This is a genomic window from Blastococcus sp. SYSU DS0617, assembly GCF_054051075.1.
In genome coordinates this window covers 450,504-476,152 of sequence record NZ_JBJHAO010000001.1, presented here as the reverse complement: position 1 = coordinate 476,152, position 25,649 = coordinate 450,504, and the positions used below count along the sequence as shown (strand labels likewise).

The window sequence follows — 25,649 nt, the reverse complement described above, 5'->3', positions numbered from 1 at the left end:
TTGCTGGTGCCCCCGGCAGGATTCGAACCTGCGACACACGGTTTAGGAAACCGATGCTCTATCCCCTGAGCTACGGGGGCCTCGGCACGACCAGCGCGCGGGACCGACGGCGCAGAGGCTATCCGGTGACCCGCCGGGAACCGCCGCCCGACCCGAATCGTCGTACGAAGAGAGACGAACCCGTTCCCAGGCGTTACGGTTCTGGGGCACACGTCGAGCTCCGGCAACGACGCCGGGGATGACGGAAGGTGGATGGCAATGGAGACCTCGGTGGTCGACGTCCCCGAGCGGGGACGGTTCGAGATCCGGCAGGGCGAGCGCGTCGTCGGACTGGCCAGCTACCACGTCGACAACGGCCAGATGACGCTCCCGCACACCGAGGTCGATCCCGCCATGGGCGGTCAGGGCATCGGCACGAAGCTCATCGACGCCGTCCTCAGGGCCGCCCGCGAGCGCGACCTGACCGTGCTGCCGTACTGCTCCTTCGTGCGCCGCCACATCCTCCAGCACCCGGAGTTCCTCGACCTCGTCACCGTCGAGGACCGGCCGCACTTCGGCCTGGAGACCGTCGACCGCTGAGCCGGCATCCCGGCACGCCGCCTACGCTGCGCGGATGCCCGAGGGCCACACCCTGTACCGCCTGGCGCGGGAGCAGTCGACGCTGTTCGCCGGGCGGCCGGTGCACGTCACCAGTCCGCAGGGCCGGTTCGAGGCGGGTGCCGCCCTCCTGGACGGCCGGGTGCTCGACGAGGTCTTCTCCTACGGCAAGCACCTGTTCGCCCGCTTCGGTGGTGACCACCTGCACGTGCACCTCGGCCTGTACGGCACCTACCTGACCGGCTCGGGCACGCCGCCGCAGGCGTCGGGCGCGCTGCGCATGCGCTGGGAGGCCGCCGGCCCCGACGGCGCCGGCGTCTGGACCGACCTGCGCGGACCGACCGCCTGCGAGGTGCTGCCCGCCCCCGAGGTGGCGACGATCCTCGACCGGCTCGGGCCGGACCCGCTGCGGCCCCGGGCCGACGGCGGCCGCGCCCACCGCCGCATCGCCGGCAGCCGCACCGCCGTCGGCGCCCTGCTCATGGACCAGTCCGTGCTCGCCGGCGTCGGCAACGTGTACCGGGCCGAGCTGCTGTTCCGTCACCGGGTCTCCCCCTTCCGACCCGGCCGCGCCGTGGACGAGGCGCTGTGGGCGCAGATGTGGGCCGATCTCGTGACGCTCCTGAGGTCCGGGGTCCGGATGGGCCGGATCGTCACCACCCGACCCGAGGACCGCACCCGCCGCGGCGGTGCCGTGCGCCGGGAGGACGCCCACTACGTCTACCGCCGGACCGGCCTGCCGTGCCGGATCTGCGGCACCGAGGTCCGCACGGAGGTGATGGTCGGGCGCAACCTCTACTGGTGCCCGACCTGCCAGGCCGTCTGAACGCTCCCCTCCACCGGCCCGCGCCGGTACCGTCGAGGGGGTGGGCATCGGGGGCACGCGTCGCGGCAGGCTGCGTTCGGCAGCCCTCGTTCCGCTGGCCGCCGCCGCCAGCGTGCTCGCCCTGCAGGCGCCGGCGGGCGCGGCGCCGTCGGAGTCCGAGATCCCGGTGAGCCCGTCCGGCGTCGACATCTCCCACCCGCAGTGCGACACCGACCTCCCCGACGAGCGCGCCTTCACCGTCGTGGGCGTCAACGGTGGGCTGGCCACGCGACCCAACCCCTGCCTGGCCGAGCAGCTCGAGTGGGCGTGGGAGTCCAATGGGTCGGTGCCCGAGCAGCCGGTCGCCCAGCTGTACCTGAACACCGCCAACCCCGGGCAGGTGCAGGACCTGGTCGACACGTGGCCCTCGGCCGGCGAGACGCCCTACGGCGACTGCGACGGCGGGAACTCGGCCGCGTGCTCCTGGCGGTACGGCTGGGAGCGCGCCCGGGCGAGCGTCACCGACTTCTTCCAGCCCGCGGCGCGCGACGCCGAGCTGGACACCGTGCCGTCCAGCTACCGCTGGTGGCTCGACGTCGAGACGATGAACACCTGGCAGACCGGGTCCGACGACGCCCGGGAGCGCAACCGGGCAGCGCTCGAGGGCATGGCCGCCTACCTGGACTTCCGCGGGGCCGACGTCGGCCTCTACTCGACGGGCCGGCAGTGGGCGCGGATCGTCGGCACCGTGCCCGCCGACAGTCCGCTCGCGGGGCTGCCCAGCTGGCTCGCCGGATCGGTCAGCCTGGGTCAGGCCGTGGCCGCCTGCGACACGTCGCCGCTGGTCCCCCGCGGCCGGGTCACCATGACCCAGTACGTCCCCGACGACCTCGACCGCAACCACTCCTGCGGCTGAGGTCGCCGAGGTGCCGGGAGCAGGTCAGACGGCGCCCTTGCCGGCGTCACCGGCCGGCAGCGGCGTGAGGCGGCGGACGTCGGGAGCGGCGGCGAGCTTGCCCGCCAGCGCGGCACCCAGCGTGGTCAGCGGCTCGGCCTTGCCGTGCGCCTTCATCGCGTCGGCGTCGGCCCAGCGCTCCACCATGACGAAGCTGCCGTCGGCCTCGTGCAGGGCGTAGAGCTCGCAGCCGGGCTCCTCGTGGACCTTCGGGACCGCGGCCTGCAACGCCTCCCGGACGGCGTCGATGGCGTCGGGCTTGGGCGTGATGGTGGCGACGACGACGATGGACAAGAGAGGGCCTCCTCGAGCGACGGTGATCGGGAAGCCGGGCGCGCGCTCTGGTGGAGTGGCCCCGGCCACGTCAGGATGCCAGTCATGGTCGCCGACGGTTCCGCCGCTCCCCCGTCCGAGCGCCGCCCGCTGCGCGTGGCGATCATCGGCGCCGGGCCGGCGGGCATCTTCGCCGCCGACGCGCTGACGCAGCAGGACGACGTCCCGGTGTCGGTGGACCTCATCGACCGGCTGCCCACGCCGTTCGGGCTGGTCCGGCACGGCATCGCCCCCGACCACCCGAAGATGCGCGCCATCCGCGAGACCCTGCACCGCAGCTTGGACCAGCCGCTGGTGCGGTTCGTCGGCAACGTCGACGTCGGCGTCGACCTGTCCCTGGAGGAGCTGCGCGCCCACGTCGACGCCGTCGTCTACACCTACGGGGCGGCGCTGGACCGGCGCCTGGGCATCCCGGGTGAGGAGCTCCCCGGCAGCCTCGCGGCCACCGACGTCGTCGCCTGGTACTGCGGGCATCCCGACGCCGACCGCGACCGGGTGGAGGCCGCGCTGGCCGGCGCCCGCTCGGTCGTCGTCATCGGTGTCGGCAACGTCGCGCTGGACGTGGCGCGGGTCCTGGCCCGCACGCCCGAGGAGCTCGAGCCGACCGACATGCCGCAGCACGTCCTCGACGTCCTGGCCGCCACGCCGGTCGAGCAGGTGACGGTCCTCGGCCGCCGCGGTCCCGCGCAGGCCACCTTCACGACGCAGGAGCTGCGCGAGCTCGACGACATGGCCGCCGCGACCGCGCTGGTCGACCCGGCCGACCTGGAGCTCGACCCGGCCAGCGAGGAACGCGCCGCCGCCGACCGCGTGGTGGGCCGCAACCTCGGGGTGCTGCGCGGCTGGGCCGAGCACGCGCTCGAGGCCGGCCGCATCCCGCTGCGGCTGCGCTTCTTCCGCCGGCCGGTGCGGCTGCTCGGCGAGGACCGGGTCACCGGTATCGAGGTGGAGCGCACGGCCGTCGACGGCGACGGGCGCGCCGTCGGCACCGGCGAGCTGGAGGTGCTGCCGGCCGACCTGGTCGTCCGGTCGGTGGGCTACCGGGGCACGCCGCTGCCCGGGCTGCCGGTGGACGAGGGCAGCGGGACGGTGCCGCACGACGGCGTGGGCCGGGTGCTGCGGGACGGGCAGCCCGCAGCCGGGGAGTACGTCGCCGGGTGGATCAAGCGCGGGCCCAGCGGCGTCGTGGGCACCAACAAGCACGACGCCCGGGAGACCGTGGCCGCCCTGCTGTCCGACGCGGCGGCCGGGACGCTCGCCGTCCGCGGCGACGTCGACGACCTGGTGACGACGCTGCAGGCCCGCGGCGCCGAGCCGGTCCTGCTGGAGGACTGGCGCGCCATCGACGCCGCCGAGGTGGCGCTCGGGGCCAGCCGCGGCCGGGCGCGCACGACCCTGCACGAGCGCGAGGCCCTGCTCGCCGCCATCCGGGCCGCCACCGCCTGAGCCGGCGGCAGGAGCGGTCAGGCCACCGCGTCGAGGAGCGTGCGGGCCACCGTCTCGTCGGCCGCCGCGACGAACCGGACCTTGCCCCCGGGCTGCGGCGGGAGCTCCACGGGCCGTCCGTCCGCGGTCAGCGCGGCTCCTCCCGCGGCCAGCAGCACGGCGAGCCCGCCGGCCACGTCGCGCACCTCGGTGCCGGTGCGCTCGACGTCGTGCCAGGCGGCGGCCGCGCCGTCGGCCACCAGGCACAGGTCGACCGCCGTGCACCCGGTGATCCGCACCCGCCGGGCCGCGCCGATCGCGCCCCCGTCCAGTGCGCTGGGGACGACCACCGTGCCCCCCGCCCGCGTGCGCACCGGCACGCCGTCCCGCTCCGCGCGGCCCTCGATCGCCGACCACCGCCGCCCGCAGGAGAGATCGACGACCAGGCCCGCGACCGGCCGGCCCTCGTGGACCAGCGCGGCGGAGAAGGCCCACGGCGGCAGCCCCGCCCGGTAGTTGCCGGCGCCGTCGAGCGGGTGGACGACGACCCACGGACTCCCCTCGGCTCCCGGCCGGTCGCCGCCCTCCTCGCCGAGCACCGGCACCCCGAGCGCGCCCAGGACCCCGACCGCCGCGGCGTGCGCGGCCTCCTCCGCGGAAAAGTCCGGGCCGCCGTCGTCCGTGGTGTGCCTGCCGACGTCCCGCGCCAGCGCGACCGCCGTCTCCACCCGCGTGGCCGCGAGGGCGGCGAGGTGGGCGAACCGGAGCGCCAGCGGGGCCCGTTCCGGTGGGGCAGGCACCGAAACGCACCGGTCGGTGGCCAGGTGCCGGACGCGGTCGCACCCCCAGGTCGCGGCCGCCGCGAGGACCCCGGGGTGGTCGAGGGGGACACCGGCCCGGCGGACGACGACCGCCTCGGCGGTCGCGTCGTGCGACCAGTGCCGGCGCAGCAGCACGACCTGCCCCTCGGTGCCGATGAGCACCCGCGCGCCCGGCTCGACCATCGCCGGGGCCAGCGCCGGGGCCGACAGGCCCAGCGCCTCCCCGACCGCCGTGAGGTCGGCACCCGTCGCGGTCCGCAGCGCATGTGTGGCCTGGGTCACCCGGCCAGTATCCGACACCAGCGGAACGGATCCGTACCGGGACCCCCGCGCGGCGACGGGCTCAGCCGAGTTCGAGCCCGCGCAGCGTCTGCACGGCCAGCTGGTCCCCGGCCTCGGCGCCGAGCCGGAACTGCTCCACGGCGCCGTCGAAGTCACCGCGGTCGGCCAGCAGCACGGCGAGGTTCTGGTGGCAGTACACGTCCCCGGCGGCGATGCCGGCGCGGAAGGCCTCCTCGGCGGCCTCGTCGTCGCCGAGGTCCTCGCGGTAGAGGTTGCCCAGGGGCAGCCAGGCCACCTGCTCACCCAGCTTGGCGCCGCGCTCGAGCACCGAGCGGGCCTCGGCTCCGCGGCCGCTCTCCCGGAGCAGGTGCGCCAGGTCGGTGCGGGCGGCCGGGAAGTGGTCGGCACCCGCCCGCAGGTCGGCCTCGAGCGCGGGGTCCAGGGTCGAGCAGAACCGCCAGCAGGCGAGGACGCCGGCGGCCTCGGCGTCACCGGCGGCGGCGATCTCCTCGGCGACGGACATCGCCTCCTCGCGCTCCCCCTGCTCGCGGAGCAGGAAGGCCAGCTGCAGGCCGCCCTCGAGGTCGCCGGCGTCGACGGCGCCGCGGTAGGCCCGCATCGCACCGGCCAGGTCGCCGAGGTCCTCCAGCACGAGGCCGAGGTTGCGCCAGGCGTCGGCCTCGCCGCCGGCCAGCGCCACCTCGTAGGCGTCGACCGCCTCCTGCCACCGGCCCTGGGCGGCGAGGGCGTTGCCGAGGTTGAACGACGCGACCGTGTCACCGGCCTGGGCGGCCCGCCGGAAGCACTCCTCGGCGTCGGCGTGCCGGCCGGCGTCGGCGAGGTCGCAGCCGAGATCGATCAACGCGTCGCCGTCCCCGGAGGCCCGCAGCCGCCGGAGGCGCCTGTCGAGGTCCTCGGTCATGCCGGGAATGATCGCGGGCACTCCCCCGCCGGCGCGCCGCTCGCGGGGGTGACCTCACCCCAACGGGAGGGTCAGGGGCGGGTGAGGGGCGAGTCAGCTGCCGAACGCCTCCCGCCAGGCCGGCAGCAGGGTGCTGCGGGTCCACTCCAGGTAGGGCTCCTGCTGGTCCCCACCGATCTGCACGAGGGCCAGGTGGGTGAAGCCCGCGTCGGCGTACTCCTTGGCCGCCTCGATCACCGCGGCGACGTCGTCCCCGCACGGGATGCTGCTCTCGACGTCCTCCTCGCGGACGAACTGGGCGGCGGCGTCGAAGGCCGCCGTCCCCGGCAGCTCGGCGTTGACCTTCCAGCCCAGGCCGAACCAGCGGAACAGCGTGTGCGCCCGGGTGACGGCGGCAGCCTTGTCCGTGCCGTAGCTGATCGGCATCTGCGCGACCTTCGGCTTGCCCTCGCCGCCCGCGGCCTCGAACGCCTCGACCAGCTCGGCCAGGGGATCGGTCGCCACCAGCACGTCGGCCAGCTCGCCGGCGATCGTGGCCGCCTGCTTCCCACCGGCGGCGAAGCCGATGGGCACGCGCTTGTCCGGCAGGTCCCAGAGCTTGGCCGACTCGACGTCGAAGTGCTCACCACGGAAGTTGGTGTAGCCCTCGCCGTCGAACAGGTCGCTGATGATCTGCAGCGCTTCCATGATCATCTCGTGCCGGACATCGGCGGGCGGCCAGCCGGCGCCGACGACGTGCTCGTTGAGGTTCTCGCCGGCGCCCATGCCGAGGGTGAACCGGCCGTCGGAGATGATCTGCAGCGTCGCGGCCTGCTGGGCCACGACCGCCGGGTGGTAGCGGAAGATCGGGCACGTCACGTAGGTCATCAGCGGGATGCGGCTCGTCGCCTGGGCCACGGCACCGAGCGACACCCACGCGTTGGGCGAGTGGCCCATCTCGTCCAGCCACGGGAAGTAGTGGTCGCTGCTCACCGCGAAGTCGAACCCGACCTCCTCGGCGCCCACCACGTGCCCGACCAGGTCCTTCGGCCCGGCCTGCTCGGTCATCATCGTGTAGCCCAGTTGCATGCCCATGCCGCGCGGCTACCCGGACGCCAGGAGGGCAATCCTCAGAGGCGCTCGGCGGCCAGCGCCTCCCGCATCTTGATCTTCCCGCCGGTGCGCAGCAGCGCGCCGGAGTAGATCCGCCCACCCAGCCGGACCACCAGCCCGATGGCCAGCACCATGAGGACGACCGCCAGCGCGATCTCCCACAGCGCCACGTCCCCCGCGGCCTGCCGCACCGGCATGACCAGCGGGGACAGACCGGGGATGTAGGACGTCACCCGCGCCAGCAGACCGCCCGGGTCCGCCGCGGCCTGGATACCGATGAAGAAGCCGACGATCAGCACCATCGACGTCGGCATCAGCACCGTCGCCAGGTCCTCCTGCCGGCTCACCAGGGACGCCGCGACGGCGAAGACCGCGGCGTACCAGGCATAGCCGAGCACGAACCAGGCGATCACGATGGCCACGGTGCTGATCAGGTCGCCCGGGACGTCGACGACGTCGAAGGCGAGCGCGGCGGCGACGGCGACGACGCCGATGGCCACGATCTGCCCCAGCGCCAGCACGCCGAGGCCGAGGATCTTGCCGGCGAGCAGCTGCCACGGGCGCATCGTGGCCAGCAGCAGCTCGACCACCCGGCTGGACTTCTCCTCGACGACGCCCTGGGCGATGAACTGGCCGAAGAGGATCAGCAGGCTGTAGAGGATGACCACGCCGAAGATCGCGGTCACGATCCGCTGCTGGTCGGCCGCGGCGTCCTGGTCGAGTGCCGTGACCGCGACCTCGGGCACGTCCAGCTCGGTGATCCCGGCCGCCCCGAGCTGCTCGGCGACCGCGACCTGCCCGACGGCGCCCTGGACGATCGACTCGAGGGTGCTGCCGCCCGACTCGCGCACGAGCAGCTCGGCGTCGTCCCCGGCCAGCAGCGCACCCTCGACGTCCTCGTCGTCGACCGCCGTCCGGGCCGCGGCCTCGTCGTCGAACTCGACCACGGTGACGTCGACATCGAGGGCCTCGCCCTGCGCCTCCAGGGCGGTGACCAGGGAGGCATCGCCCCCGACGACGCCCACCCGGGTCTCGTCGTCGCCCGAGCCGACGAGCACCTGGAACAGCATGGCGCCGACGATCACCAGCAGGATCACGACCGAGCTGATGATGAAGCCCTTGTCGCGGATGCGGCTGGACACCTCGCGCGCGGCGACCAGCCGGACCAGCGACGCGCTGGAGGGCTCGGAGTTCGTGGGTGCGGTCACGCCGCCACCTCCTGGGTGCTCGGGGCCGCGACGGCTCCGCGGAACAGCTCGACGAGGGTGGGCTGCTGCCAGGCGAAGTGGGTCACCCGGCCGGTGCGCAGCGCCGCGGAGAGCACGGACTGGTCGTCGGCGTCCGGCGCCAGCTCCAGCAGGGTGTCGCCGGCCTGCTCGGACACCACGCGTACCCCGGGCAGGCCGTCGGCCCAGCGCGGCGCGGCATCGGGGACGACGACCCGCAGCAGCCGGCCGGCCTCGCGGCGGCGGAGCTCGTCGACGGTCCCGGTGGCGACCATGCGGCCGCGCGCCAGGATCCCGACGGAGTCGCACAGCCGCTCCACCAGGTCGAGCTGGTGACTGGAGAAGACGACCGGCACGCCCTCGCGCACCTGGGCCAGCAGGGCGTCGGCCAGCGAGTCGACACCGACGGGGTCCAGCCCGGAGAACGGCTCGTCGAGGATGAGCACCTCGGGGCGGCTGACCAGCGCGGCGGCGAGCTGCACGCGCTGCTGGTTGCCCAGCGACAGCTTCTCCACCGGATCACCCCGGCGCTCACCGAGGCCGAGTCGCTCCACCCAGTCCTCCGACGCCTTCGCGGCCGCGGCGCCGTCCAGGCCGTGCAGCCGGGCGAAGTAGGCGACCTGCTCGCCGACCTTCATCTTCGGGTAGAGACCACGCTCCTCCGGCATGTAGCCGACCCGGCGGCGCGTGGCCTGGTCCAGCGGTCTGCCCTGCCAGCGGACCTCGCCGGCGTCGGCGCGGACGAGCCCCATCGCGATCCGCATGGTGGTCGTCTTGCCGGCCCCGTTCGACCCGCAGAACCCGAACATCGAGCCGGGGGCGACGGTGAACCCGACGCCCTCCAGGACCCGTACGTCGCCGAAGCTCTTGTGGAGCCCGTCGAACTCGAGCACCTGTCCTCCTGCCGTCGTCCTGACTGTCGCCCGACCGTATCGGTCCGAGGTGTCCGGATCGGCTCCGTTCCCGTGGACGCCGCGGGACCCATCGGTGACCGGTCGCGCACGCCGTCGTCCTGCGGTGTCATCGGGCCATGAGCGAGGGCAACGGTGTGGCGCAGCCGCCGACGGGAGTGGGCCTCGACGGCCTCGCGAGCGCCGCGGCCGGCTGCCGGGCGTGCGAGCTGTGGGAGCCGGCGACCCAGACGGTGTTCGGGGAGGGTCCACCGACGGCGCGGATCGTGTTCGTCGGCGAGCAGCCCGGCGACCAGGAGGACCGCACCGGCGAGCCGTTCGTCGGGCCCGCGGGCCGCCTGCTGGACAAGGCGCTGGCCGACGCCGCCATCGACCGCCGGGACGCCTACATCACCAACGCGGTCAAGCACTTCCGCTTCACGCCGAAGGGGAAGCGGCGGATCCACCAGACCCCGGGCACCGAGCACCTACGGGCCTGCCGTCCGTGGCTGGCGTCCGAGCTCGCCGTCCTCCGCCCCGAGGTCGTCGTCGCCCTGGGGGCGACGGCGGCCAAGAGCCTCATCGCGCCGTCCTTCCGGATCACCCAGGACCGCGGGCGGCTGCTCCCCTGGGCCCTGCCCGGCCTCCCGCCGCCCCCGGTCACCGACGAGGCGGACGACGACGAGCCCGACGAGGCCGCACCGAGTCAGACGTGGATCCTCGCCACGGCCCACCCGTCGGCGGTCCTGCGCACGCCGGAGGAGGCGCGCGCGGCCGCCTTCGGCGCGCTGGTCGAGGACCTGAGGGTGGTCGCCGCCGCGCTCGCCTGACCGCGCGGGCAGCAACTACGGGGAACGAGAGCTTCGCGACCGCTCCGCAGGGCCACCTTCCCCGCAGTTGCGGCGCCCCGGCACTCAGACCGCGGACCGCGAGGCGCGGAAGAGCCAGAACGAGGGCACGAGCACCGCGACCAACGCCATGGCGAGCACGACGACGACGCCGCCGGACACCATCGCCACGCTCACCGACGCCGCGCTCGCCAGCGCACCGGCCCGCAGGTCGCCCAGCCGCGGCCCCCCGGCGACGACGACGATGAAGACGCCCTGCATGCGACCGCGCATCTCCTCCGGCGCCGCGAGCTGCAGCATCGAAGAGCGCAGCACCGCGCTGACCATGTCGGCGGCCCCGGCCACCGCCAGGCAGAGCACGGCCAGCCACAGCGCCTGCGCCCAGCCGAAGCCGACGATCGCCACGCCCCACACCGCGATGGCGCCCAGCACCACCGCTCCCTGCCGGTCGACCCGCGACACCCAGCCCGAGGTCAGCCCCATGAGCAGCGCGCCGATGGAGACCCCGGCGAACAGCCAGCCCAGGGAGTTGGGCGAGTCGGCGAACCGGTTCTCCGACAGCTCGGGGAAGACCGCCTGCGGCCAGGCGAAGCACATCGCGATGATGTCGACGACGAAGGTCATGAGCAGGACCGGCTGCGTGCGCAGGAAGACGAATCCCTCCCCCACGCCGCGCACGGCGGCGCCCAGCCGGAGCGGTCCGGCGTTCCGCCCCGGCGGCAGCGACGGCAGCCCCCGCAGCAGGAGCGCCGCGACCAGGAACCCCAGCGCGTCGACGGCGTAGGCCAGGAACAGCTCGCCCACTCCGATGAGGACGCCGGCCAGCAGCGGGCCGACGATCACGCCCGCTTGGCGCACGGTCATGGACAGCGCGTTGGCCGCGGGCACCCCGGCGGGCCCGACGATCGCCGGGATGACGGCGCTGCGGGTGGGCTGGTTGACCGCCGCGAACCCCGAGACGCAGGCCGTCAGCACCCACAGCACGGCGAGGTTCCCCTCACCCGGCAGCAGCGCCTGCAGCGCCAGCAGCGCGCTGGTGACGGCGGCGCCCACCGACGTGATGAGCATGAGCCGGCGGCGGTCCATCGAGTCGGCGATCGCACCGCCGAGCAGACCGAAGACGATCAGCGGCACCAGCGCGACGATCGAGGTCACGCCGACCATCAGGGAATCACCGGTCAGCGCGTAGACCTGGAAGGGGACGGCGACCAGTGTCATCTGCTGGCCGAGCATGGTCGCGGCCACGCCCCAGAACAGCCGCCGGTAGGCCGGGTTGCGCAGCGGCGTGGTGTCGATGGCCCAGGACCGCCGGCGGGTCACGGGGACCGGCTGCTCGACCGCCTTGCCGCCCTCGACCGGGTCGACCGGCGACGTCACGGAATCATCGGTTCGCTACCGCGGGCCGCTCCGCTCCTCGCTCGCTGGCGCTCGCTGCGATGCTCACGTCCCTGTCCGCTCACGGCGCCAGTCGCTGGACCACCCAGCCGCCGCCTTCCTCGTCGTCCCGCACGAACCGGATCCGGTCGTGCAGCCGGTCCGCGCCCCCCTGCCAGAACTCCACCCGCTCGGGCACGACCCGGTAGCCGCCCCACGTCTCCGGGCGCGCCAGCTTCCCCTCCGGCGTCTGCTCGTCGAGCCGGCGGACCCGCTCGGCCAGCTCGTCGCGCGAGTCCACGACCGTCGACTGCACCGACGCCGCGGCCGCCAGCTGCGCGCCCCGCGGCCGCGGGTCCCACAGCGCGTCGGAGGCGGTGGCGCCGATCCGCTCCACCGCCCCGGTCACCCGCACCTGGCGCTGCAGCGGGTGCCACGGGAAGACCAGCGCGGCCCGCGGGTTGACCGCCAGCTGCGCGCCCTTCGCCGAGGCGTAGCTCGTGCCGAAGACGATCCCGCTGGCGTCGTACCCCTTCATGAGCACGATGCGCGCGTCCGGTGCGCCGTCGGCGTCGGCGGTGGCGACGACGACGGCGTTCGGCTCGGGCACCTCGGCGGCGACGACGTCGGCGAACCAGCGGTCGAACTGCTCGACCCAGGTGGGTGCGACGTCGGCCTCGCTCAGCTGCCCCAGCGTGTAGTCGTTGCGCATGCGGGAGAGATCGGGCACGCCGCCATGCTGACACCGCGGCGGCCGGCCGGCTCGGGAGAGCCCGCGGGGCCTTCCGGCGACGGCCCCCACTTGCGCCGGGCGTGTCCCCACGGCCTAGGGTCGGCAGGCAATCGTGCGGCATGTCCTATGCGCGCACGGGTCCCGCGCGCAGAGGAGCATGCGAGATGGCCGACGACTTCGTACCCGGCCTGGAAGGCGTCATCGCCTTCGAGACGGAGATCGCTGAACCCGACAAGGACGGCGGTGCGCTCCGCTATCGCGGCGTCGACATCGAGGACCTCGTCGGGAAGGTGACCTTCGGCAACGTCTGGGCCCTGCTGGTGGACGGCAAGTTCGGCCCCGGCCTGCCCCCGGCCGAGCCCTTCCCGATCCCGGTCCACACCGGTGACGTGCGGGTGGACGTGCAAGCCGCGCTGGCCATGCTGACCCCGATCTGGGGGTACCGCCCGCTGCTGGACATCACCGACGACGAGGCACGCGAGGAGCTCGCCCGGGCCGCCGTCATGGCGCTGTCCTACGTCGCGCAGTCGGCCCGCGGCATCGGCACGCCCGCCGTTCCGCAGAAGCGGGTCGACCAGGCCTCGACGATCGTCGAGCGCTTCATGGTCCGCTGGCGCGGCGAGCCCGACCCCCGCCACGTCGCCGCCGTCGACGCGTACTGGACGTCGGCCGCCGAGCACGGCATGAACGCCTCCACGTTCACCGCCCGCGTCATCGCCTCCACCGGCGCCGACGTGGCCGCCTCGCTCTCCGGCGCCATCGGTGCGATGTCGGGTCCGCTGCACGGCGGCGCCCCCTCCCGCGTCCTGCACATGCTGGACGAGGTGGAGTCGACCGGGAACGCCGAGAAGTACGTCAAGGACCTCCTCGACAAGGGCGACCGGCTCATGGGCTTCGGCCACCGCGTCTACCGCGCCGAGGACCCCCGCGCCCGCGTGCTCCGCCGCGCGTCGGAGGAGCTGGGTGCGCCCCGCTTCGAGGCCGCCCTGGCCCTGGAGCAGGCCGCGCTCAAGGAGCTTCGCGAGCGTCGCCCCGACCGGCCGGTCGAGACCAACGTCGAGTTCTGGGCGGCGATCGTCCTCGACTTCGCCGAGGTGCCCAGCCACATGTTCACCTCGATGTTCACCTGCGCCCGCACCGCCGGCTGGTGCGCGCACATCCTCGAGCAGAAGCGGACCGGACGCCTCGTGCGCCCCTCGGCCCGCTACATCGGGCCCGACCCGCGCAAGCCCCAGGAGGTCGAGGGCTGGGACACCGTCCAGACCAAGACCACCACGCAGGTCGCCCCCGCCTGATCGCAGCAGGACCCTGCAGCCCCCGCCCCATGGGTGGGGGCTGCAGGGCGGCACCCGCCCTCCGGGGCATCGCACCGCACCGTCGAGAGGCACTTCCCGGATGACCATCTCCATCCCCGCCGAGCTCCTGCCGTCCGACGGTCGGTTCGGCTGCGGCCCGTCCAAGGTCCGCCCGGACGCCCTCCGGGCGCTGGCCGCCGACGGCGCCGCGATCATGGGGACCTCGCACCGCCAGGCGCCGGTGAAGAACCTGGTCGGGTCGGTGCGCGAGGGGCTGCGCGCGCTGTTCGACGTGCCGGACGGCTACGAGGTGGTCCTCGGCAACGGCGGGACGACCGCCTTCTGGGACGCCGCGTTGTTCGGACTGATCCGCGACCGCGCCGCCTTCGGGACCTACGGGGAGTTCTCCGCCAAGTTCGCCTCCGGCGCGAAGGAGGCCCCGTTCCTCGGTGAGCCGGTGATCGTCACGGCCGAGCCCGGCACGCTCGCCATCCCGACCACGCAGGACGGGATCGACGCCTACGGCTGGGCGCACAACGAGACCTCCACCGGCGTCATGGCCCCGATCGAGCGGCCGGCCGGGACCGAGGACGCCCTGGTGCTCATCGACGCGACCTCGGGTGCCGGCGGGCTGCCGGTCGACGTGTCGCAGACCGACGTCTACTACTTCGCCCCGCAGAAGTCCTTCGCCGCCGACGGCGGGCTGTGGGTGGCCCTCATGTCGGCCGATGCCCTGGAGCGGATCGCGGCGATCAAGGCCTCCGGGCGCTGGATCCCCGGGTTCCTCGACCTGTCCATCGCGGTCGACAACTCCACCAAGGACCAGACCTACAACACCCCCGCGGTCGCGACCCTGTTCCTGCTGGACGACCAGATCCAGTGGCTGCTGTCGCTGGGCGGGCTGTCCGGCGCCGTGGCCCGCACGCGGGACTCGTCGAGCCGGCTGTACTCCTGGGCGGAGAAGTCGCCCTACGCGACGCCGTTCGTCAGCAACCCCGACGAGCGCTCGTTCGTCGTCGGCACCATCGACTTCGCCGACTCCGTGGACGCCGCCGCGCTGGCGAGGATTCTGCGCGCCAACGGCGTGCTGGACGTCGAGCCGTACCGCAAGCTGGGGCGCAACCAGTTGCGCGTCGGCATGTTCCCCGCCGTCGAGCCCGACGACGTCTCCGCGCTCACCGCCTGCATCGACCACGTGGTCGAGCGTCTCTGACGCGTGAACCCCGGTAATCGCGGCGCCGCCGACCCGGACGGCCTGTTCGCCGCCGGTGGCGAGATGGGCCGGCTGATGGCCGGCTTCGACTGGGCGACCACCTCGGTCGGGCCGGTGGAGAACTGGTCGGCCAGCTTCCGGCACGCCGTCCGCATGGTGCTCGTCTCCCGCTTCCCCATGGTCCTCACCTGGGGTCCGGAATACCTGCAGTTCTACAACGACGCCTACATCCCGCTCATCGGGGCGAAGCACCCCACGTCGCTGGGCCGGGACATCCGCGTCACCCAGTCGGAGAGCTGGGAGGCGCTGCGGCCCCTGATCGAGCACGCCATGTCGACCCTCGAGGCCTCCTGGCTCCCCGAGCTGCTCCTGCCGCTCGAGCGGGCGGGCTTCCGCGAGGAGACCTACTTCACCGTCTCGCACGCGCCCGCGTTCGACGACAGCGGCGACGTGGCCGGCATGCACTGCGTCTGCACCGAGGTGACCGGGCGGGTGCTGGGCGCGCGTCGGCAGCGGCTCCTGCACGCCCTCGCGGCCACCGGCGGCCGGCTGGGTGAGGAACGCGCGACGGCAGGGGCCATGTGCGCCGCCCTGGACGCCGAGCCCGACGTCCCGTTCGCGGCCCTCTACCTGTCCACCCCGGGTGAGTCCGGCTTCGGCCGGGTGGCCGCGGTGGGGTGCGATCCGGCGGGGCTCCCGGACCGCGTCGACGACGACGCCGATCTCGCTGCCGTCGCACTACCGCCGGGAGTGACCGGCCGCCCGTTCGGCGACCCCGTCACCGGCGCGGTGGTCCTCCCCCTCACCACCACCCGGGACGGCTCACCCCTGGGGCTGCTCCTGCTCGGGACCAGTCCGAACCTGGCGCTGGACGCCGAGTACCGCGCCTTCCACGAGCTGGTCGCAGCCCAGTTCGCCGGCGCCGTCGCCAACATCCGGGCCTTCGAGACCGAGCGGCTGCGCGCGGAGTCCCTGGCCGAGCTGGACCGCGCGAAGACGACGTTCTTCTCCGACGTCAGCCACGAACTGCGCACCCCGCTCACCCTGCTCCTCGGTCCGATCAGCGACGTCCTGGCGGACACCGCCGAGCCGCTCACCGCCGGTGCCCGCGAGGAGCTCGAGCTCGCCCTGCGCAACGGCCAGCGCCTGCAGCGGCTGGTCAACGACCTGCTCGACTTCGCCAGCATCGAGGCCGGCCGGGCGAACCCGGTCCGCGTCGAGACCGACGTGGCCACCTTCACCGCCGAGCTCGCCGGGGTCTTCCGCTCCGCCGCCGAGCGGGCCGGGCTGCGGCTGACCGTCGACTGCCCGCCGGTGGCGCAGCCCGCCTACGTCGATCCCCGCATGTGGGAGAAGATCGTCGTCAACCTGCTCGCCAACGCGGTGAAGTACACCTTCGTCGGCGGCATCGACGTCGCGCTTGACTCGGACGGGTCCGGCTTCCGGCTGACCGTCCGCGACACCGGGGTGGGCATCGTCGCCGACCAGCTGCCGCACCTGTTCGAGCGCTTCCACCGGGTCCCCGGGGCCACCGCGCGCACCCGGGAGGGCACCGGCATCGGGCTGGCGCTGGTCCAGGAGCTCGCCGCGCTGCACGGCGGCACGGTGGCGGTGAGCAGCGAGCCGGGCGTGGGCAGCACGTTCACGGTGACGCTCCCCTACGGGGCCTCGGACGTCGGCACGGACGAGGAGCGCACCGCGGCGCACCCGTCCGACGCCGCGCTCGGCGAGGCCGCGAGCTGGGAGCAGGACACCACGCGTCCCGGTGAGCCGGCGGCCGCGCGCCCCCATGGCGCCGACGTCCTGGTCGTGGACGACAACGCCGACATGCGCAGCTACCTCGCCCGGCTGCTCGGAGCGCACTGGTCCGTGCGCACCACGGCCAACGGGGAGGAGGCGCTCCGGGCCGTCGCCGAGCGGCAGCCCGACGTCGTCCTCACCGACGTGATGATGCCCCGGGTGGACGGCTTCGAGCTGCTGCAGATCCTGCGGTCGGACCCGGCGACCCGGCACATCCCGGTGATCATGCTGACCGCGCGGGCCGGGCAGGAGGCATCGGTCGAAGGCCTCGAGGCCGGCGCGGACGACTACCTGGCCAAGCCCTTCCGCGCCGACGAGCTCATCGCCCGGGTCCGGGCGCTGCTGGAACGCAGCACCGGTCGCACCGGCCCCATCACCCTCCCCGTGCTGGCCACCGGCCCGGACGACGCCGCGCCGCCGCTCGCCCCCGGGCCTGCCCCGGAGGCCGCCCCCGCACCCGCAGCCGCGCCGGCCCTGTCCGCCCCCGCCGCGGCTCCTCCACTCCCCCGCTCCCCGGCCGAGACGACGGCGCCGGAGCAGCAGCTGGGCCGGTGGCGGCTGCCGGCCGAGCTCGTCTCGGTGCCCCTGGTGCGGCGGGGGCTGCGCACCGTGCTGCACGAGGCGGGCGTCGAGCCCGACCAGGCCTACGACCTCCTGCTGGCTGCCGGCGAGGCGGTGACGAACGCGATCGAGCACGCCCAGTACCCCACCGAGCCGTTCGTCGACGTGGTCGTCTCCGTGCGCGGGGACGTGCTGGAGATCCGGGTCAGGGACTACGGGCAGTGGCGGGAGCGGGTGCCGAGCATGGACCGGGGCCGCGGATCCACGCTGATGAGCGCCTTCGGCGACGTCACCGCCGTCCCCAGCCCCACGGGGACCACGGTGCTGATCAGCACCCGGCTGGACTGAGCGCGGAGCCCGTCAGGGCAGCAGCCAGGTGTCCTTGCTGCCGGCCACGGGCGCGCCCAGCTCCACCCGCGTCCACGGCGCCGGCAGCGCCCGGGCACCGCCGCCGCTCGCGACGGAGAACACCCGGAGCCGGGCCGTCCGCGGGCGCAGCGCCCCGTCCACGAACGCCGGCAGGGTCGCCTCCTCGACGGGCTCCCGGGCGACGAACCGGTGCGGAGCCGCGTCGATCGCGGCCTCCAGCCGGGCCAGCTCGTCCGGAGCGCAGGTACGGCCGTCGACGGCGTCCCGGCCCCCGTATCCGGCGACCTCCTCGACCCTGAGCTCGTGCAGCCGGCCGCGGACCTCGGCGACCGCGGCCGGATCGGCCAGCACCCAGGTGCGGGGCGACGGCAGCAGCGGCTGCTCGCCGAGGTAGAAGCCGATCATCGCCGGCACCCAGGCGAACGTGGTGGCGTCGTCGGCCACGCCGTTGCCGGGCACGTTCGCCAGTCCCAGCCGCCCCGCCCGGACCGCCTCGGTGAGCTGCACGTCCAGCGGCTGACCGACGGGCGTCCGGTAGGCGGCGAGGCCGTCCTCGCCGAACCGCCGGTACAGCACGTCGACCGGGCGGCGCTCGCCGTCCACGGCGATCTCCAGCCCGCCGTCGGCGCGCGGCCAGAGGTCCTCGGTCCGCACCAGCGGCACGCCCAGGGCCTCGGCGAGGACGGCGTGCTCGAACCAGGAGGGGTCGGTCTCCCCTCCGCTGAGGACGGCGATCCGGGGTGGTCCCGGGCAGGCCGGTGGCGCAGCCTCGGCGAGGGCCTCGCGGAGCAGGGTCAGCGCGGCGGCCGGGTGGCCGGGAGGGCCGGCCGCGAAGAGCTCCGGGACGGCGGCGCGCAGGGCCAGGCGGTCCTCCACGGCGAATCCGAGGCCCGCGGGGGTGCGCAGGTCGTCGCCGGTCACCATCCACCCGCCCTCGGCGGTGCGCACGAGGTCGACCGCGGCGACCGTCACACGGGGCTGACCCGGCCAGGCCTGGCCGACCGCGCCCGGGTCGCGAGCCGGGTTGTGCACCACGGCCCACTCCGGGAGGACCCCCGCGCGCACGATCTCCGGGGCGCGGTCCACGTCGCTCCGGCGACGGCCCGCCGCACGGTAGGCGTCCGCGAGGAAGGCGCCCAGGGCACGGTGCCGTTGCTCCACGCCGGCGGACAGGAGCTGCCACTGGTCGGCGGGGATCAGCCGCGGCAGCGGGTCGAGCGCCACCGGATGCCGCTCGTGGCGGCCGTCGCGCCAGCTGCCCAGGACCACGCCACGGGCCGCACGCAGCCCGGCGAGGGACTGGGCGGCGGCAGCCAGGCCCCCGGCGCCCAGCTCGGTGAGCACCGGCTCCAGGTCCGCGTAGCCCGGACGCAACCGGCCCTCGGCGGTCACCGCCTCGTCGCTCGCGGAGGCTCCATAGGCGGCGAAGAGGTGTGGCACGCCGCTGATCGAACCAGGCGCTCCGGTTCCCGGTGCGGCGGGCGGCCGGGACGCCTTCCTTCGGGATGACGCAGGAGCAGGCGGCGCGAGGTCGCGCGCGTCAGCGGGCCGTGCGGCCGTCCGCCGGTTGCACCGCGGTGCTCGGGAAGTCGCTCAGGTCACCGGTCGGCTTCCGGTCCCACGTGCGGAAGGTCAGATCGGTCTGCAGATACAGCGCGATGAGCTCCGCGGTGTTGCGGATCCCGTCCAGATGGGTTCGCTCGTGGCCGTGGCTGCCGTCGATGCCGAAGCCGATCAGGGCGGCCCGGGTGTTGAGGCCCGCCTCGAGCGCTGAGGCCGCGTCGGACCGGTAGTACTTGTAGACGTCGCGGCGGTGCTGGACGCCGTGCGCCCGGCAGAGCTCGATGAGGTGACGGGTCAGGTGGTAGTCGAAGGGACCCGTCGAGTCCTGCATCGCGATGTTGACGGTGTGCTCGGACGACGCCTGGCCCGGCGCCACCACGGAGGTGTCGATCGACACGAGTTCGGCCACGTCGCCGTCGAGTCCGTGGTTGGCCCCGAGCCCCACCTCTTCGGCGATGGTGACGAGCAGGTGAGCGGTGACGGGCACCTCGACGCGGTGGTCCAGGATCGCCTTGAAGGCCCCGAGCGCCGCGGCGATGCCCGCCTTGTCGTCGAGGTGCCGCGAGTTCACGAAGCCCGACCGGGTCACGACCGCCCGTGCGTCGATGGCCACGAAGTCGCCGACCTGGATGCCCAGGCGCTCGAGGTCGAGGCTGCTCTCGGCCGCCTCGTCGACCCGCACCTCGACGTAGTCCCAGCCGACGCCCTGCTCGTCCACCTCGTCACCGAAACGGTGCCCGCTCGCCTTCAGCGGCAGGATCGTGCCGGTGTGCCGGTAGTCCCCCTGCACGTCGTCGGAGAAGATCGTGACGCGCGCACCTTCGGCGAAGCGCGCACTGTGCGTGCCGACGGGCACGAGCGCCAGCCGGCCGTTGTCCTTGAGCTCGCGGACCATGCAGCCGATCGTGTCGGCGTGCACGACGATCGCCCGGTCGGCCACCGCGTCCACGTTCTTGCTGGTGATCTCGCCGAGCAGAGCTCCCCGTCGCGTCATCTCGAAGTCGATGCCGAGGTCGCGCAGCTCGCCACCGATCAGCTGCATCACGTGATCGGTGCGGCCGGAGGGGCTGGGGATCTCCAGCATCCTGAGCATCACCCGCTGGACGTAGTCCATGTCGATCGGCAGGTGCCGCTGCCCGGCATCCACGGGCGACGGCAGGAATCGTCCGTTGGGCACGGGGACGGGAGCGGGGCCGGCAGACATGGTCGCCGAGTCTAGGTCGGGTATCCGGACGCGCCGCTCCGGGCGCGCCTGCGGCGCGCCAGGGGCGGGCGCCGATAACCTCGGCCCCGTCTCTCTCCGGACCCCGACCGCTCACGCCTTCCAGGAGGTCGCCCGTGCGCACGCTGCGCCTCGTGGGGCTCTCCGACGACGGCTCGAGCCTGCTGCTGGTCGCGGACACCGAGGACGGCGAGGAACGGTTCTCGCTGCCGGTGGACGACCGCGTCCGTGCCGCCGCACGCGGGGACTCCCGCCGGCTCACCCAGATCGACGTCGACCTGGGCACGGAACTGCCCCCGCGGGTGATCCAGTCCCGCATCCGGGCGGGTGAGACGCCCGAGCAGGTCGCCGCCGCCTCCGGCACGCGCGTGGAGCGGATCATGCGCTTCGCGCACCCCGTGCTGCAGGAGCGCGAGCGGGTCGCCGAGCAGGCCCGCGAGGCGCGGGTGCGGCTCACCGGGAGCACCCCGGGCACCACGCTGCAGCAGTTCATGACCGAGCGCCTGCGGCTGATCGACACCGACATCGACGCCGTCACCTGGGACGCCTACCGCAGTGACACCGGCGCCTGGGTGGTCAGCGGCGAGTGGCGCGCCGGCGACAAGTCCGGCACCGCCCGCTGGACCTTCGACCTGCCCTCGCGCACCGTCGCCCCGTTCGACGCCGTGACCACCGACTTCGCGGAGGGCACCCGCCTGGTCCGCGTCGTCCCCGACGTGCCCACCGGACCACCACCGGCGCCGGTGCAACCCGCCCGGCCGGTGTCGGTCGTGCGCGAGGAGGTGCGGCCGGCTCCGGCTCCCGGGCTCCCGGCCCCGCACGACGACCTCCCCGTGCGCGACGTCCACCCGGCCAGCGGCTCCCCGGACGACACCCGCTCGGTGGACCTCCTCCTGGACGAGATCGCCGACCACGACACCGTCGTCCTCGGCCGCCCCGGCGAGGACCTCGACTCGGACGATCCCCGCGCCCGGATCCCGGCGTGGGAGGACATCGTCTTCGGGGTGCGCCGCAACCGCTGACCGAGGGCGAAAGTCGGTCGCTCCTGTCGGTGGCCCGGCCTAGCCTCGATCCGCCATGGACGACGCCGCTGCCCCCGCACCCGAGGACCGGGGCCGGCTCTCCGCGCTGCTCCGGCTCTGGCCCTACGCCCGGCCCTACCGGGGGCTGATCGCGGCCACGTTCGCCGCGGCGCTGCTCGCCACCCTCACCCAGCTGGCCGTCCCGCTGATCATCGCCGCCGTCGTGGACGGGCCCATCGCCGACGGCGACCGCGCGGGGCTGGTGCCGCTCGTGGGCCTGGCGCTGCTCTTCGGCGTCGCCGAGGCGGCGTTCTTCTTCGTCCGCCGCTGGGCGATGAACCGCAGCTGCCTGCAGATCGAGCGCGACCTGCGCGACGCCCTGTACCAGCGGCTGCAGCGGCTGCCGGTGGCCTTCCACGACCGGTGGGCCTCGGGCCAGCTGCTGTCCCGCGCGACCAGCGACATGTCCACCGTGCGCCGCTTCGTGGGCTTCGCCGCGGTGTTCCTGGTCGTCAACCTGATCACCTGCGTGATCGTCGCGGTCCTGCTGCTGGTCACCTACTGGCCGCTGGGTCTCGCCGTACTGCTCACCACGGTGCCGCTGACCGTCCTGGGGCAGCGCTGGGAGCGGCGCTACAACGTCCAGTCCCGCCGGGTGCAGGACGAGCAGGGGGAGCTGGCGACCGAGGTCGAGGAGTCCGTGCAGGGCATCCGCGTGGTGAAGTCGCTGGGCCGGGGCAGGCTGGTGTTCGACCGCTACGACGCGAAGGCGCGCCGGCTGCGGCGCCTGGAGCTGGACAAGGTCCGCACGCTCGCGCTGCTCTGGTGCGTCTTCGAGCTGCACCCGCAGCTGACACTGGCGCTCATCCTGGTCGGCGGGGCGCTCGCGGTGGGCAGCGGCGCCCTCACCATCGGCGGGCTGGTCGCGTTCGTGGCCCTCTTCACCGTGCTGCTCTGGCCGATCCTGTCGCTGGGCTTCCTCCTCGCCTTCGCCCAGGAGACCGCCAGCGCCTGCGACCGCATCGGCGAGCTGCTGGACGAGCCGCTCACGGTCGCCGACCGCCCCGGGGTCACGCCGCAGCCCGTCGGCTCGCCGGCCCGGCTGGCCTTCGAGGGTGTCAGCTTCACCCATCCGGGCTCCCCCACGCCGGTCCTCTCGGGCGTCGACCTCGTCCTCGAACCGGGCGAGACCGTCGCGCTGGTGGGGGCCACCGGGTCCGGCAAGACCACGCTCAGCTCGCTGGTCGGGCGCCTGCACGACGTCAGCGCCGGACGCGTCACCCTCGACGGCTTCGACGTGCGGGACCTGCCGCTGGCCCAGCTGCGCGGCATCGTCGCCACCGCCTTCGAGGAGGCGACGCTGTTCTCGATGAGCGTCCGGGAGAACCTGACGCTCGGGCGGCCCGACACCACCGACGCCGACCTCGACGAGGCCGTGCGGGTGGCCCAGGCGGAGTTCGTGCACGACCTGCCCTGGGGGCTGGACACCCGCATCGGCGAGCAGGGCCTGTCCCTCTCCGGCGGTCAGCGGCAGCGGCTCGCGCTGGCCCGTGCGGTGCTGGGCCGCCCGTCGGTCCTGGTGCTCGACGACCCGCTGTCGGCCCTCGACGTGCACACCGAGGCGCTCGTCGAGCGGGCGCTGCGCGACGTGCTGGTCGGCACGACCGCGCTGGTCGTCGCGCACCGCCCCTCCACCGTGCTGCTGGCCGACCGGGTGGCGCTGCTGGCCGGGGGCCGGATCGCCGCCGTCGGCACGCACTCGGAGCTGCTGGCCTCCGAGCCGACCTACCGCGACCTGCTGGCGCAGGAGAGCGACCTGCTGGAGTCCCTGCCGTGACCGCCGACCAGGCCGCCCCCGACCACGCCGCCCCCGACCAGGCCGCCCCCGACCAGGCCGCCCCCGACCAGGCCGTCCCCGGCCGGCCTGTCCCCGACCAGGCATGGCGGGGGGTCGCCACCGAGGAGTCCGACGAGCTCTCCACGGGCGCCGGGCTGTTCCTGCGCGCCCGCTCCCGGCGGCTGCTGGGCGAGCTGCTGCGGCCGCACCGGCGGTCGCTGTGGTGGCTGCTCGCGACGATCGTCGGGCAGAACGCCGCCTGGCTCGCCGGGCCCCTGCTCGTCGGTCTGGGCATCGACGTCGCCGTCCCGGCGCTGATCGACGGCGACGCGGAGCCGCTGGTCTGGATCACCGTGGCGATGGTCGTCGCGGCCGCGGTCGACACCGGCCTGCGGTTCGTCTTCCTCACCCGCTCCGGGCGGGTCGGCCAGGAGATGCTGCTGACCCTGCGCCGGCGGGTGTTCACCCACGTGCAGGTGCTGCCGCTGTCCTTCCACGAGCGGTACACCTCCGGCAAGACGATCAGCCGGCTGACCAGCGACGTCGAGGCGCTGGCCGAACTGCTGGACGAGGGCCTGAACGGGCTGCTCACCGCGCTGTTCAGCGTGCTGTCCATCGGGATCGTGCTGGTGGTCCTCGACGTGCCGCTGGGCCTCACCGCGCTGCTCGGGTTCCCTGCGCTGTTCTGGGTGGCCCGCTGGTTCCAGCGCAACTCCACCGCGGCCTACCGGCGCACCCGCGAGACGATCGCCGCGCTGATCGTCCAGTTCACCGAGACCTTCGGTGGGATCCGCGCGGTGCAGGCCTTCCGCCGCGAGCCGCGCAACGACGAGCTGTACGCCGCACTCAACGACGACAATCGGCAGGCGCACCACCGGGCCTTCTGGCTGATCGCCGTCTTCGTGCCGGCGGTGACCCTGATCGGCAACCTGGTCACCGCCGCCGTCCTGGGCTACGGAGCGCTGCGCGTGATGGACGGCGCGCTGGCGGTCGGGACGCTGGTGTCCTTCCTGCTCTACCTGCGGCGGTTCTTCGACCCGCTGCAGGACATCGCGATGTTCTACAACAGCTACCAGTCGGCCACCGCCGCGCTCGAGAAGCTCTCGGGCGTGCTCGAGGAGCGTCCCAGCGTGCCCGAGCCGACCGATCCCCTGCCGCTGCCGGCCGCCGCGGGCGGACTGACCTTCGACGCCGTCCGGTTCGGCTACGGCGACACCACCGTGCTGCCCGGGCTCGACCTCGCGCTGCCGCCCGGCCAGACCGTCGCGCTGGTCGGCACCACCGGCGCGGGCAAGTCCACCCTCGCCCGCCTGGCGGCCCGCTTCTACGACCCGGACGACGGCGAGGTCCGGCTGGACGGCGTACCGCTGCACCGGCTCAGCGACGCGGACCTGCGGCGGGCCGTCGTGATGGTGACGCAGGAGAGCTTCCTGTTCTCCGGCAGCATCGCCGACAACATCGCCTTCGGCCGGCCGGGTGCCGACCGCACGGCGATCGAGGCCGCCGCCCGGGCGATCGGGGCGCATCCGTTCATCGCCGCTCTGCCCGAGGGCTACGACACCGAGGTCAACAAGCGCGGGGGCCGGCTGTCGGCCGGGCAGCGGCAGCTGGTCAGCTTCGCCAGAGCCTTCCTGGCCGACCCCGCCGTGCTGATCCTCGACGAGGCGACCAGCTCGCTGGACGTCCCCAGCGAACGGCTGGTGCAGCACGCCCTGCGCACCCTGCTCGCCGACCGGACCGCGTTGATCATCGCCCACCGGCTCTCCACCGTGGAGATCGCCGACCGGGTGCTGGTCATGGAGGGCGGGCGGATCGTCGAGGACGGGACCCCCGCCGAGCTCGTCAGCGGCACCGGCCGCTTCGCCGCGCTGCACCAGGCCTGGGCCGACAGCCTGGTCTGAGGGGAACAGCGTGGTCCGGCAGGCCGTTGAACCGCGTATGAGCGCTTCTGTGTCGATGCCGCTGGGCGGCGTCCAGGTGGGTTCCTACGACTCCTACGAGCGGGCCCAGGCGGCCGTGGACCATCTCTCCGACGAGAAGTTCCCCGTCGAGAACGTGACGATCATCGGGTCGGACCTGCGGCAGGTCGAGAAGGTGCTCGGGCGGATGACGACCGGCCGGGCTATCGCCGCCGGAGCGGCCGGTGGCGCTTGGTGGGGTCTGTTCGTCGGGCTGCTGCTCGGCATCTTCGCCGTCGACGGCGCCGGCTGGATCGGGTCGGTCCTCACCGGCCTGCTGGTGGGTCTGGCGTTCGGTGCCCTCTTCGGCTGGATCGGCTATGCGGCCACCCAGGGCAAGCGTGACTTCACCAGCACCAGCCAGATCGTGGCCGGGCGCTACGACGTGATGTGCCAGCCCGCCCACGCCGAGCAGGCCCGCGAGATCCTCGCCAGGTTCGCCCTCCGCTTCTGACGAAGGACACCCCCTCGCCCCCCACCGCTCGCCGGCTCGCGGCGGGGCCCTG

Annotated in this window: 22 protein-coding genes, 1 tRNA gene and 2 pseudogenes; 14 read left to right on the top strand and 11 right to left on the bottom strand. The window is 74.2% G+C overall.

The window, feature by feature from the left end; translation table 11 throughout:
• Positions 1–4: 4 nt before the first annotated feature.
• Positions 5–80, bottom strand: a tRNA-Arg gene (locus ACI793_RS02330).
• Positions 81–258: 178 nt separating this feature from the next.
• Between ACI793_RS02330 and ACI793_RS02325 the strand changes: the two genes are divergently transcribed.
• Genes ACI793_RS02325 through ACI793_RS02315 form a run of 3 tightly spaced genes read left to right on the top strand, consistent with a single transcriptional unit; the run spans position 259 to position 2,318 of the window.
• Positions 259–579 (top strand): GNAT family N-acetyltransferase, encoded by a 321-nt coding sequence (locus tag ACI793_RS02325; protein WP_456604739.1) that lies wholly within the window; start codon positions 259–261, stop codon positions 577–579.
• Positions 580–613: 34 nt separating this feature from the next.
• Positions 614–1,423, top strand: coding sequence for an Fpg/Nei family DNA glycosylase (locus ACI793_RS02320; RefSeq protein WP_456604738.1), 810 nt, complete (start codon positions 614–616; stop codon positions 1,421–1,423).
• Positions 1,424–1,463: 40 nt separating this feature from the next.
• Positions 1,464–2,318: a hypothetical protein gene (locus ACI793_RS02315; RefSeq protein ID WP_456604737.1), complete on the top strand. Its 855-nt coding sequence runs from the start codon at positions 1,464–1,466 to the stop codon at positions 2,316–2,318.
• A 24-nt stretch (positions 2,319–2,342) separates the two neighbouring features.
• Here the strand turns inward: ACI793_RS02315 and ACI793_RS02310 are convergent, their stop codons facing one another.
• Complete coding sequence (locus tag ACI793_RS02310) at positions 2,343–2,651, bottom strand: putative quinol monooxygenase (RefSeq protein ID WP_456604736.1); 309 nt, start codon at positions 2,649–2,651, stop codon at positions 2,343–2,345.
• Between the two features lie 84 nt (positions 2,652–2,735).
• Between ACI793_RS02310 and ACI793_RS02305 the strand changes: the two genes are divergently transcribed.
• Positions 2,736–4,136, top strand: a complete 1,401-nt coding sequence (locus ACI793_RS02305; RefSeq protein WP_456604735.1) for an FAD-dependent oxidoreductase — start codon at positions 2,736–2,738, stop codon at positions 4,134–4,136.
• 17 nt (positions 4,137–4,153) lie between these two features.
• Here ACI793_RS02305 and ACI793_RS02300 read toward each other — a convergent pair whose 3' ends face one another.
• From ACI793_RS02300 to ACI793_RS02280, 5 genes are all read right to left on the bottom strand, one after another.
• Positions 4,154–5,218, bottom strand: a complete 1,065-nt coding sequence (locus ACI793_RS02300) for an inositol monophosphatase family protein (protein ID WP_456604734.1) — start codon at positions 5,216–5,218, stop codon at positions 4,154–4,156.
• A 61-nt stretch (positions 5,219–5,279) separates the two neighbouring features.
• Complete coding sequence (locus ACI793_RS02295) at positions 5,280–6,140, bottom strand: tetratricopeptide repeat protein (protein ID WP_456604733.1); 861 nt, start codon at positions 6,138–6,140, stop codon at positions 5,280–5,282.
• 93 nt (positions 6,141–6,233) lie between these two features.
• Entirely contained in the window at positions 6,234–7,214 is a 981-nt protein-coding gene (locus tag ACI793_RS02290) for a TIGR03557 family F420-dependent LLM class oxidoreductase (RefSeq protein WP_456604732.1), read from the bottom strand.
• A gap of 35 nt (positions 7,215–7,249) precedes the next feature.
• Positions 7,250–8,440: an ABC transporter permease gene (locus ACI793_RS02285; protein WP_456604731.1), complete on the bottom strand. Its 1,191-nt coding sequence runs from the start codon at positions 8,438–8,440 to the stop codon at positions 7,250–7,252.
• Positions 8,437–9,351 carry an ABC transporter ATP-binding protein gene (locus ACI793_RS02280; RefSeq protein ID WP_456604730.1) on the bottom strand — a complete coding sequence of 305 codons (915 nt, stop codon included), beginning with the start codon at positions 9,349–9,351 and terminating at the stop codon, positions 8,437–8,439. Before ACI793_RS02280 ends, ACI793_RS02285 begins: the two co-directional genes overlap by 4 nt.
• A 137-nt stretch (positions 9,352–9,488) precedes the next feature.
• On the opposite strand from ACI793_RS02280, the gene ACI793_RS02275 reads away from it, so the two are divergent.
• Entirely contained in the window at positions 9,489–10,178 is a 690-nt protein-coding gene (locus ACI793_RS02275; protein ID WP_456604729.1) for a UdgX family uracil-DNA binding protein, read from the top strand.
• A gap of 84 nt (positions 10,179–10,262) precedes the next feature.
• Here ACI793_RS02275 and ACI793_RS02270 read toward each other — a convergent pair whose 3' ends face one another.
• Both ACI793_RS02270 and pdxH read right to left on the bottom strand, forming a co-directional pair.
• Positions 10,263–11,573, bottom strand: a complete 1,311-nt coding sequence (locus tag ACI793_RS02270; protein WP_456604728.1) for an MFS transporter — start codon at positions 11,571–11,573, stop codon at positions 10,263–10,265.
• 79 nt (positions 11,574–11,652) lie between these two features.
• Complete coding sequence (gene pdxH / locus ACI793_RS02265; protein WP_456604727.1) at positions 11,653–12,300, bottom strand: pyridoxamine 5'-phosphate oxidase; 648 nt, start codon at positions 12,298–12,300, stop codon at positions 11,653–11,655.
• A 167-nt stretch (positions 12,301–12,467) separates the two neighbouring features.
• On the opposite strand from pdxH, the gene ACI793_RS02260 reads away from it, so the two are divergent.
• From ACI793_RS02260 to ACI793_RS02240, 5 genes and pseudogenes are all read left to right on the top strand, one after another.
• Positions 12,468–13,598, top strand: coding sequence for a citrate synthase 2 (locus tag ACI793_RS02260; RefSeq protein ID WP_456604726.1), 1,131 nt, complete (start codon positions 12,468–12,470; stop codon positions 13,596–13,598).
• A gap of 100 nt (positions 13,599–13,698) precedes the next feature.
• Positions 13,699–14,811, top strand: a complete 1,113-nt coding sequence (gene serC, locus ACI793_RS02255) for a phosphoserine transaminase (protein ID WP_456604725.1) — start codon at positions 13,699–13,701, stop codon at positions 14,809–14,811.
• Between the two features lie 63 nt (positions 14,812–14,874).
• Positions 14,875–16,461, top strand: a pseudogene (locus tag ACI793_RS02250) (sensor histidine kinase); the annotation flags it as partial.
• A pseudogene (locus ACI793_RS02245) lies at positions 16,441–16,962 on the top strand (response regulator transcription factor); the annotation flags it as partial. The pseudogenes ACI793_RS02250 and ACI793_RS02245, both read left to right, overlap by 21 nt.
• Positions 16,963–16,995: 33 nt before the next feature.
• Positions 16,996–17,520, top strand: coding sequence for an ATP-binding protein (locus tag ACI793_RS02240; protein ID WP_456604794.1), 525 nt, complete (start codon positions 16,996–16,998; stop codon positions 17,518–17,520).
• Positions 17,521–17,532: 12 nt separating this feature from the next.
• On the opposite strand, the gene ACI793_RS02235 is transcribed toward ACI793_RS02240, so the two are convergent.
• A complete protein-coding gene (locus ACI793_RS02235) occupies positions 17,533–18,981 on the bottom strand; it encodes a circularly permuted type 2 ATP-grasp protein (RefSeq protein ID WP_456604724.1) in 1,449 nt (482 codons plus the stop codon).
• A gap of 100 nt (positions 18,982–19,081) precedes the next feature.
• On the bottom strand, positions 19,082–20,308 hold the full coding sequence (locus ACI793_RS02230; RefSeq protein WP_456604723.1) for an osmoprotectant NAGGN system M42 family peptidase: 1,227 nt from the start codon (positions 20,306–20,308) through the stop codon (positions 19,082–19,084).
• Positions 20,309–20,442: 134 nt separating this feature from the next.
• Here ACI793_RS02230 and sepH point away from each other — a divergent pair, with 134 nt between their 5' ends.
• Genes sepH through ACI793_RS02210 form a run of 4 tightly spaced genes read left to right on the top strand, consistent with a single transcriptional unit; the run spans position 20,443 to position 25,597 of the window.
• Positions 20,443–21,348 (top strand): septation protein SepH, encoded by a 906-nt coding sequence (gene sepH / locus ACI793_RS02225; protein WP_456604722.1) that lies wholly within the window; start codon positions 20,443–20,445, stop codon positions 21,346–21,348.
• 55 nt (positions 21,349–21,403) lie between these two features.
• Positions 21,404–23,185, top strand: a complete 1,782-nt coding sequence (locus tag ACI793_RS02220) for an ABC transporter ATP-binding protein (RefSeq protein ID WP_456604721.1) — start codon at positions 21,404–21,406, stop codon at positions 23,183–23,185.
• Positions 23,182–25,086 carry an ABC transporter ATP-binding protein gene (locus tag ACI793_RS02215; RefSeq protein WP_456604720.1) on the top strand — a complete coding sequence of 635 codons (1,905 nt, stop codon included), beginning with the start codon at positions 23,182–23,184 and terminating at the stop codon, positions 25,084–25,086. Before ACI793_RS02220 ends, ACI793_RS02215 begins: the two co-directional genes overlap by 4 nt.
• Positions 25,087–25,123: 37 nt before the next feature.
• Positions 25,124–25,597 carry a general stress protein gene (locus tag ACI793_RS02210; protein WP_456604719.1) on the top strand — a complete coding sequence of 158 codons (474 nt, stop codon included), beginning with the start codon at positions 25,124–25,126 and terminating at the stop codon, positions 25,595–25,597.
• Positions 25,598–25,649: the final 52 nt, after the last annotated feature.

Excerpts from the sequence above, each read along its gene's own strand:
- ACI793_RS02325 (WP_456604739.1), top strand. The coding sequence starts at position 259 with ATGGAGACCTCGGTGGTCGACGTCCCCGAGCGGGGACGGTTCGAGATC.
- ACI793_RS02320 (WP_456604738.1), top strand. The coding sequence starts at position 614 with ATGCCCGAGGGCCACACCCTGTACCGCCTGGCGCGGGAGCAGTCGACG.
- ACI793_RS02305 (WP_456604735.1), top strand. The coding sequence starts at position 2,736 with ATGGTCGCCGACGGTTCCGCCGCTCCCCCGTCCGAGCGCCGCCCGCTG.
- ACI793_RS02295 (WP_456604733.1), bottom strand. The coding sequence starts at position 6,140 with ATGACCGAGGACCTCGACAGGCGCCTCCGGCGGCTGCGGGCCTCCGGG.
- ACI793_RS02290 (WP_456604732.1), bottom strand. The coding sequence starts at position 7,214 with ATGGGCATGCAACTGGGCTACACGATGATGACCGAGCAGGCCGGGCCG.
- ACI793_RS02275 (WP_456604729.1), top strand. The coding sequence starts at position 9,489 with ATGAGCGAGGGCAACGGTGTGGCGCAGCCGCCGACGGGAGTGGGCCTC.
- ACI793_RS02260 (WP_456604726.1), top strand. The coding sequence starts at position 12,468 with ATGGCCGACGACTTCGTACCCGGCCTGGAAGGCGTCATCGCCTTCGAG.
- serC (WP_456604725.1), top strand. The coding sequence starts at position 13,699 with ATGACCATCTCCATCCCCGCCGAGCTCCTGCCGTCCGACGGTCGGTTC.
- ACI793_RS02230 (WP_456604723.1), bottom strand. The coding sequence starts at position 20,308 with ATGTCTGCCGGCCCCGCTCCCGTCCCCGTGCCCAACGGACGATTCCTG.
- ACI793_RS02220 (WP_456604721.1), top strand. The coding sequence starts at position 21,404 with ATGGACGACGCCGCTGCCCCCGCACCCGAGGACCGGGGCCGGCTCTCC.
- ACI793_RS02210 (WP_456604719.1), top strand. The coding sequence starts at position 25,124 with ATGAGCGCTTCTGTGTCGATGCCGCTGGGCGGCGTCCAGGTGGGTTCC.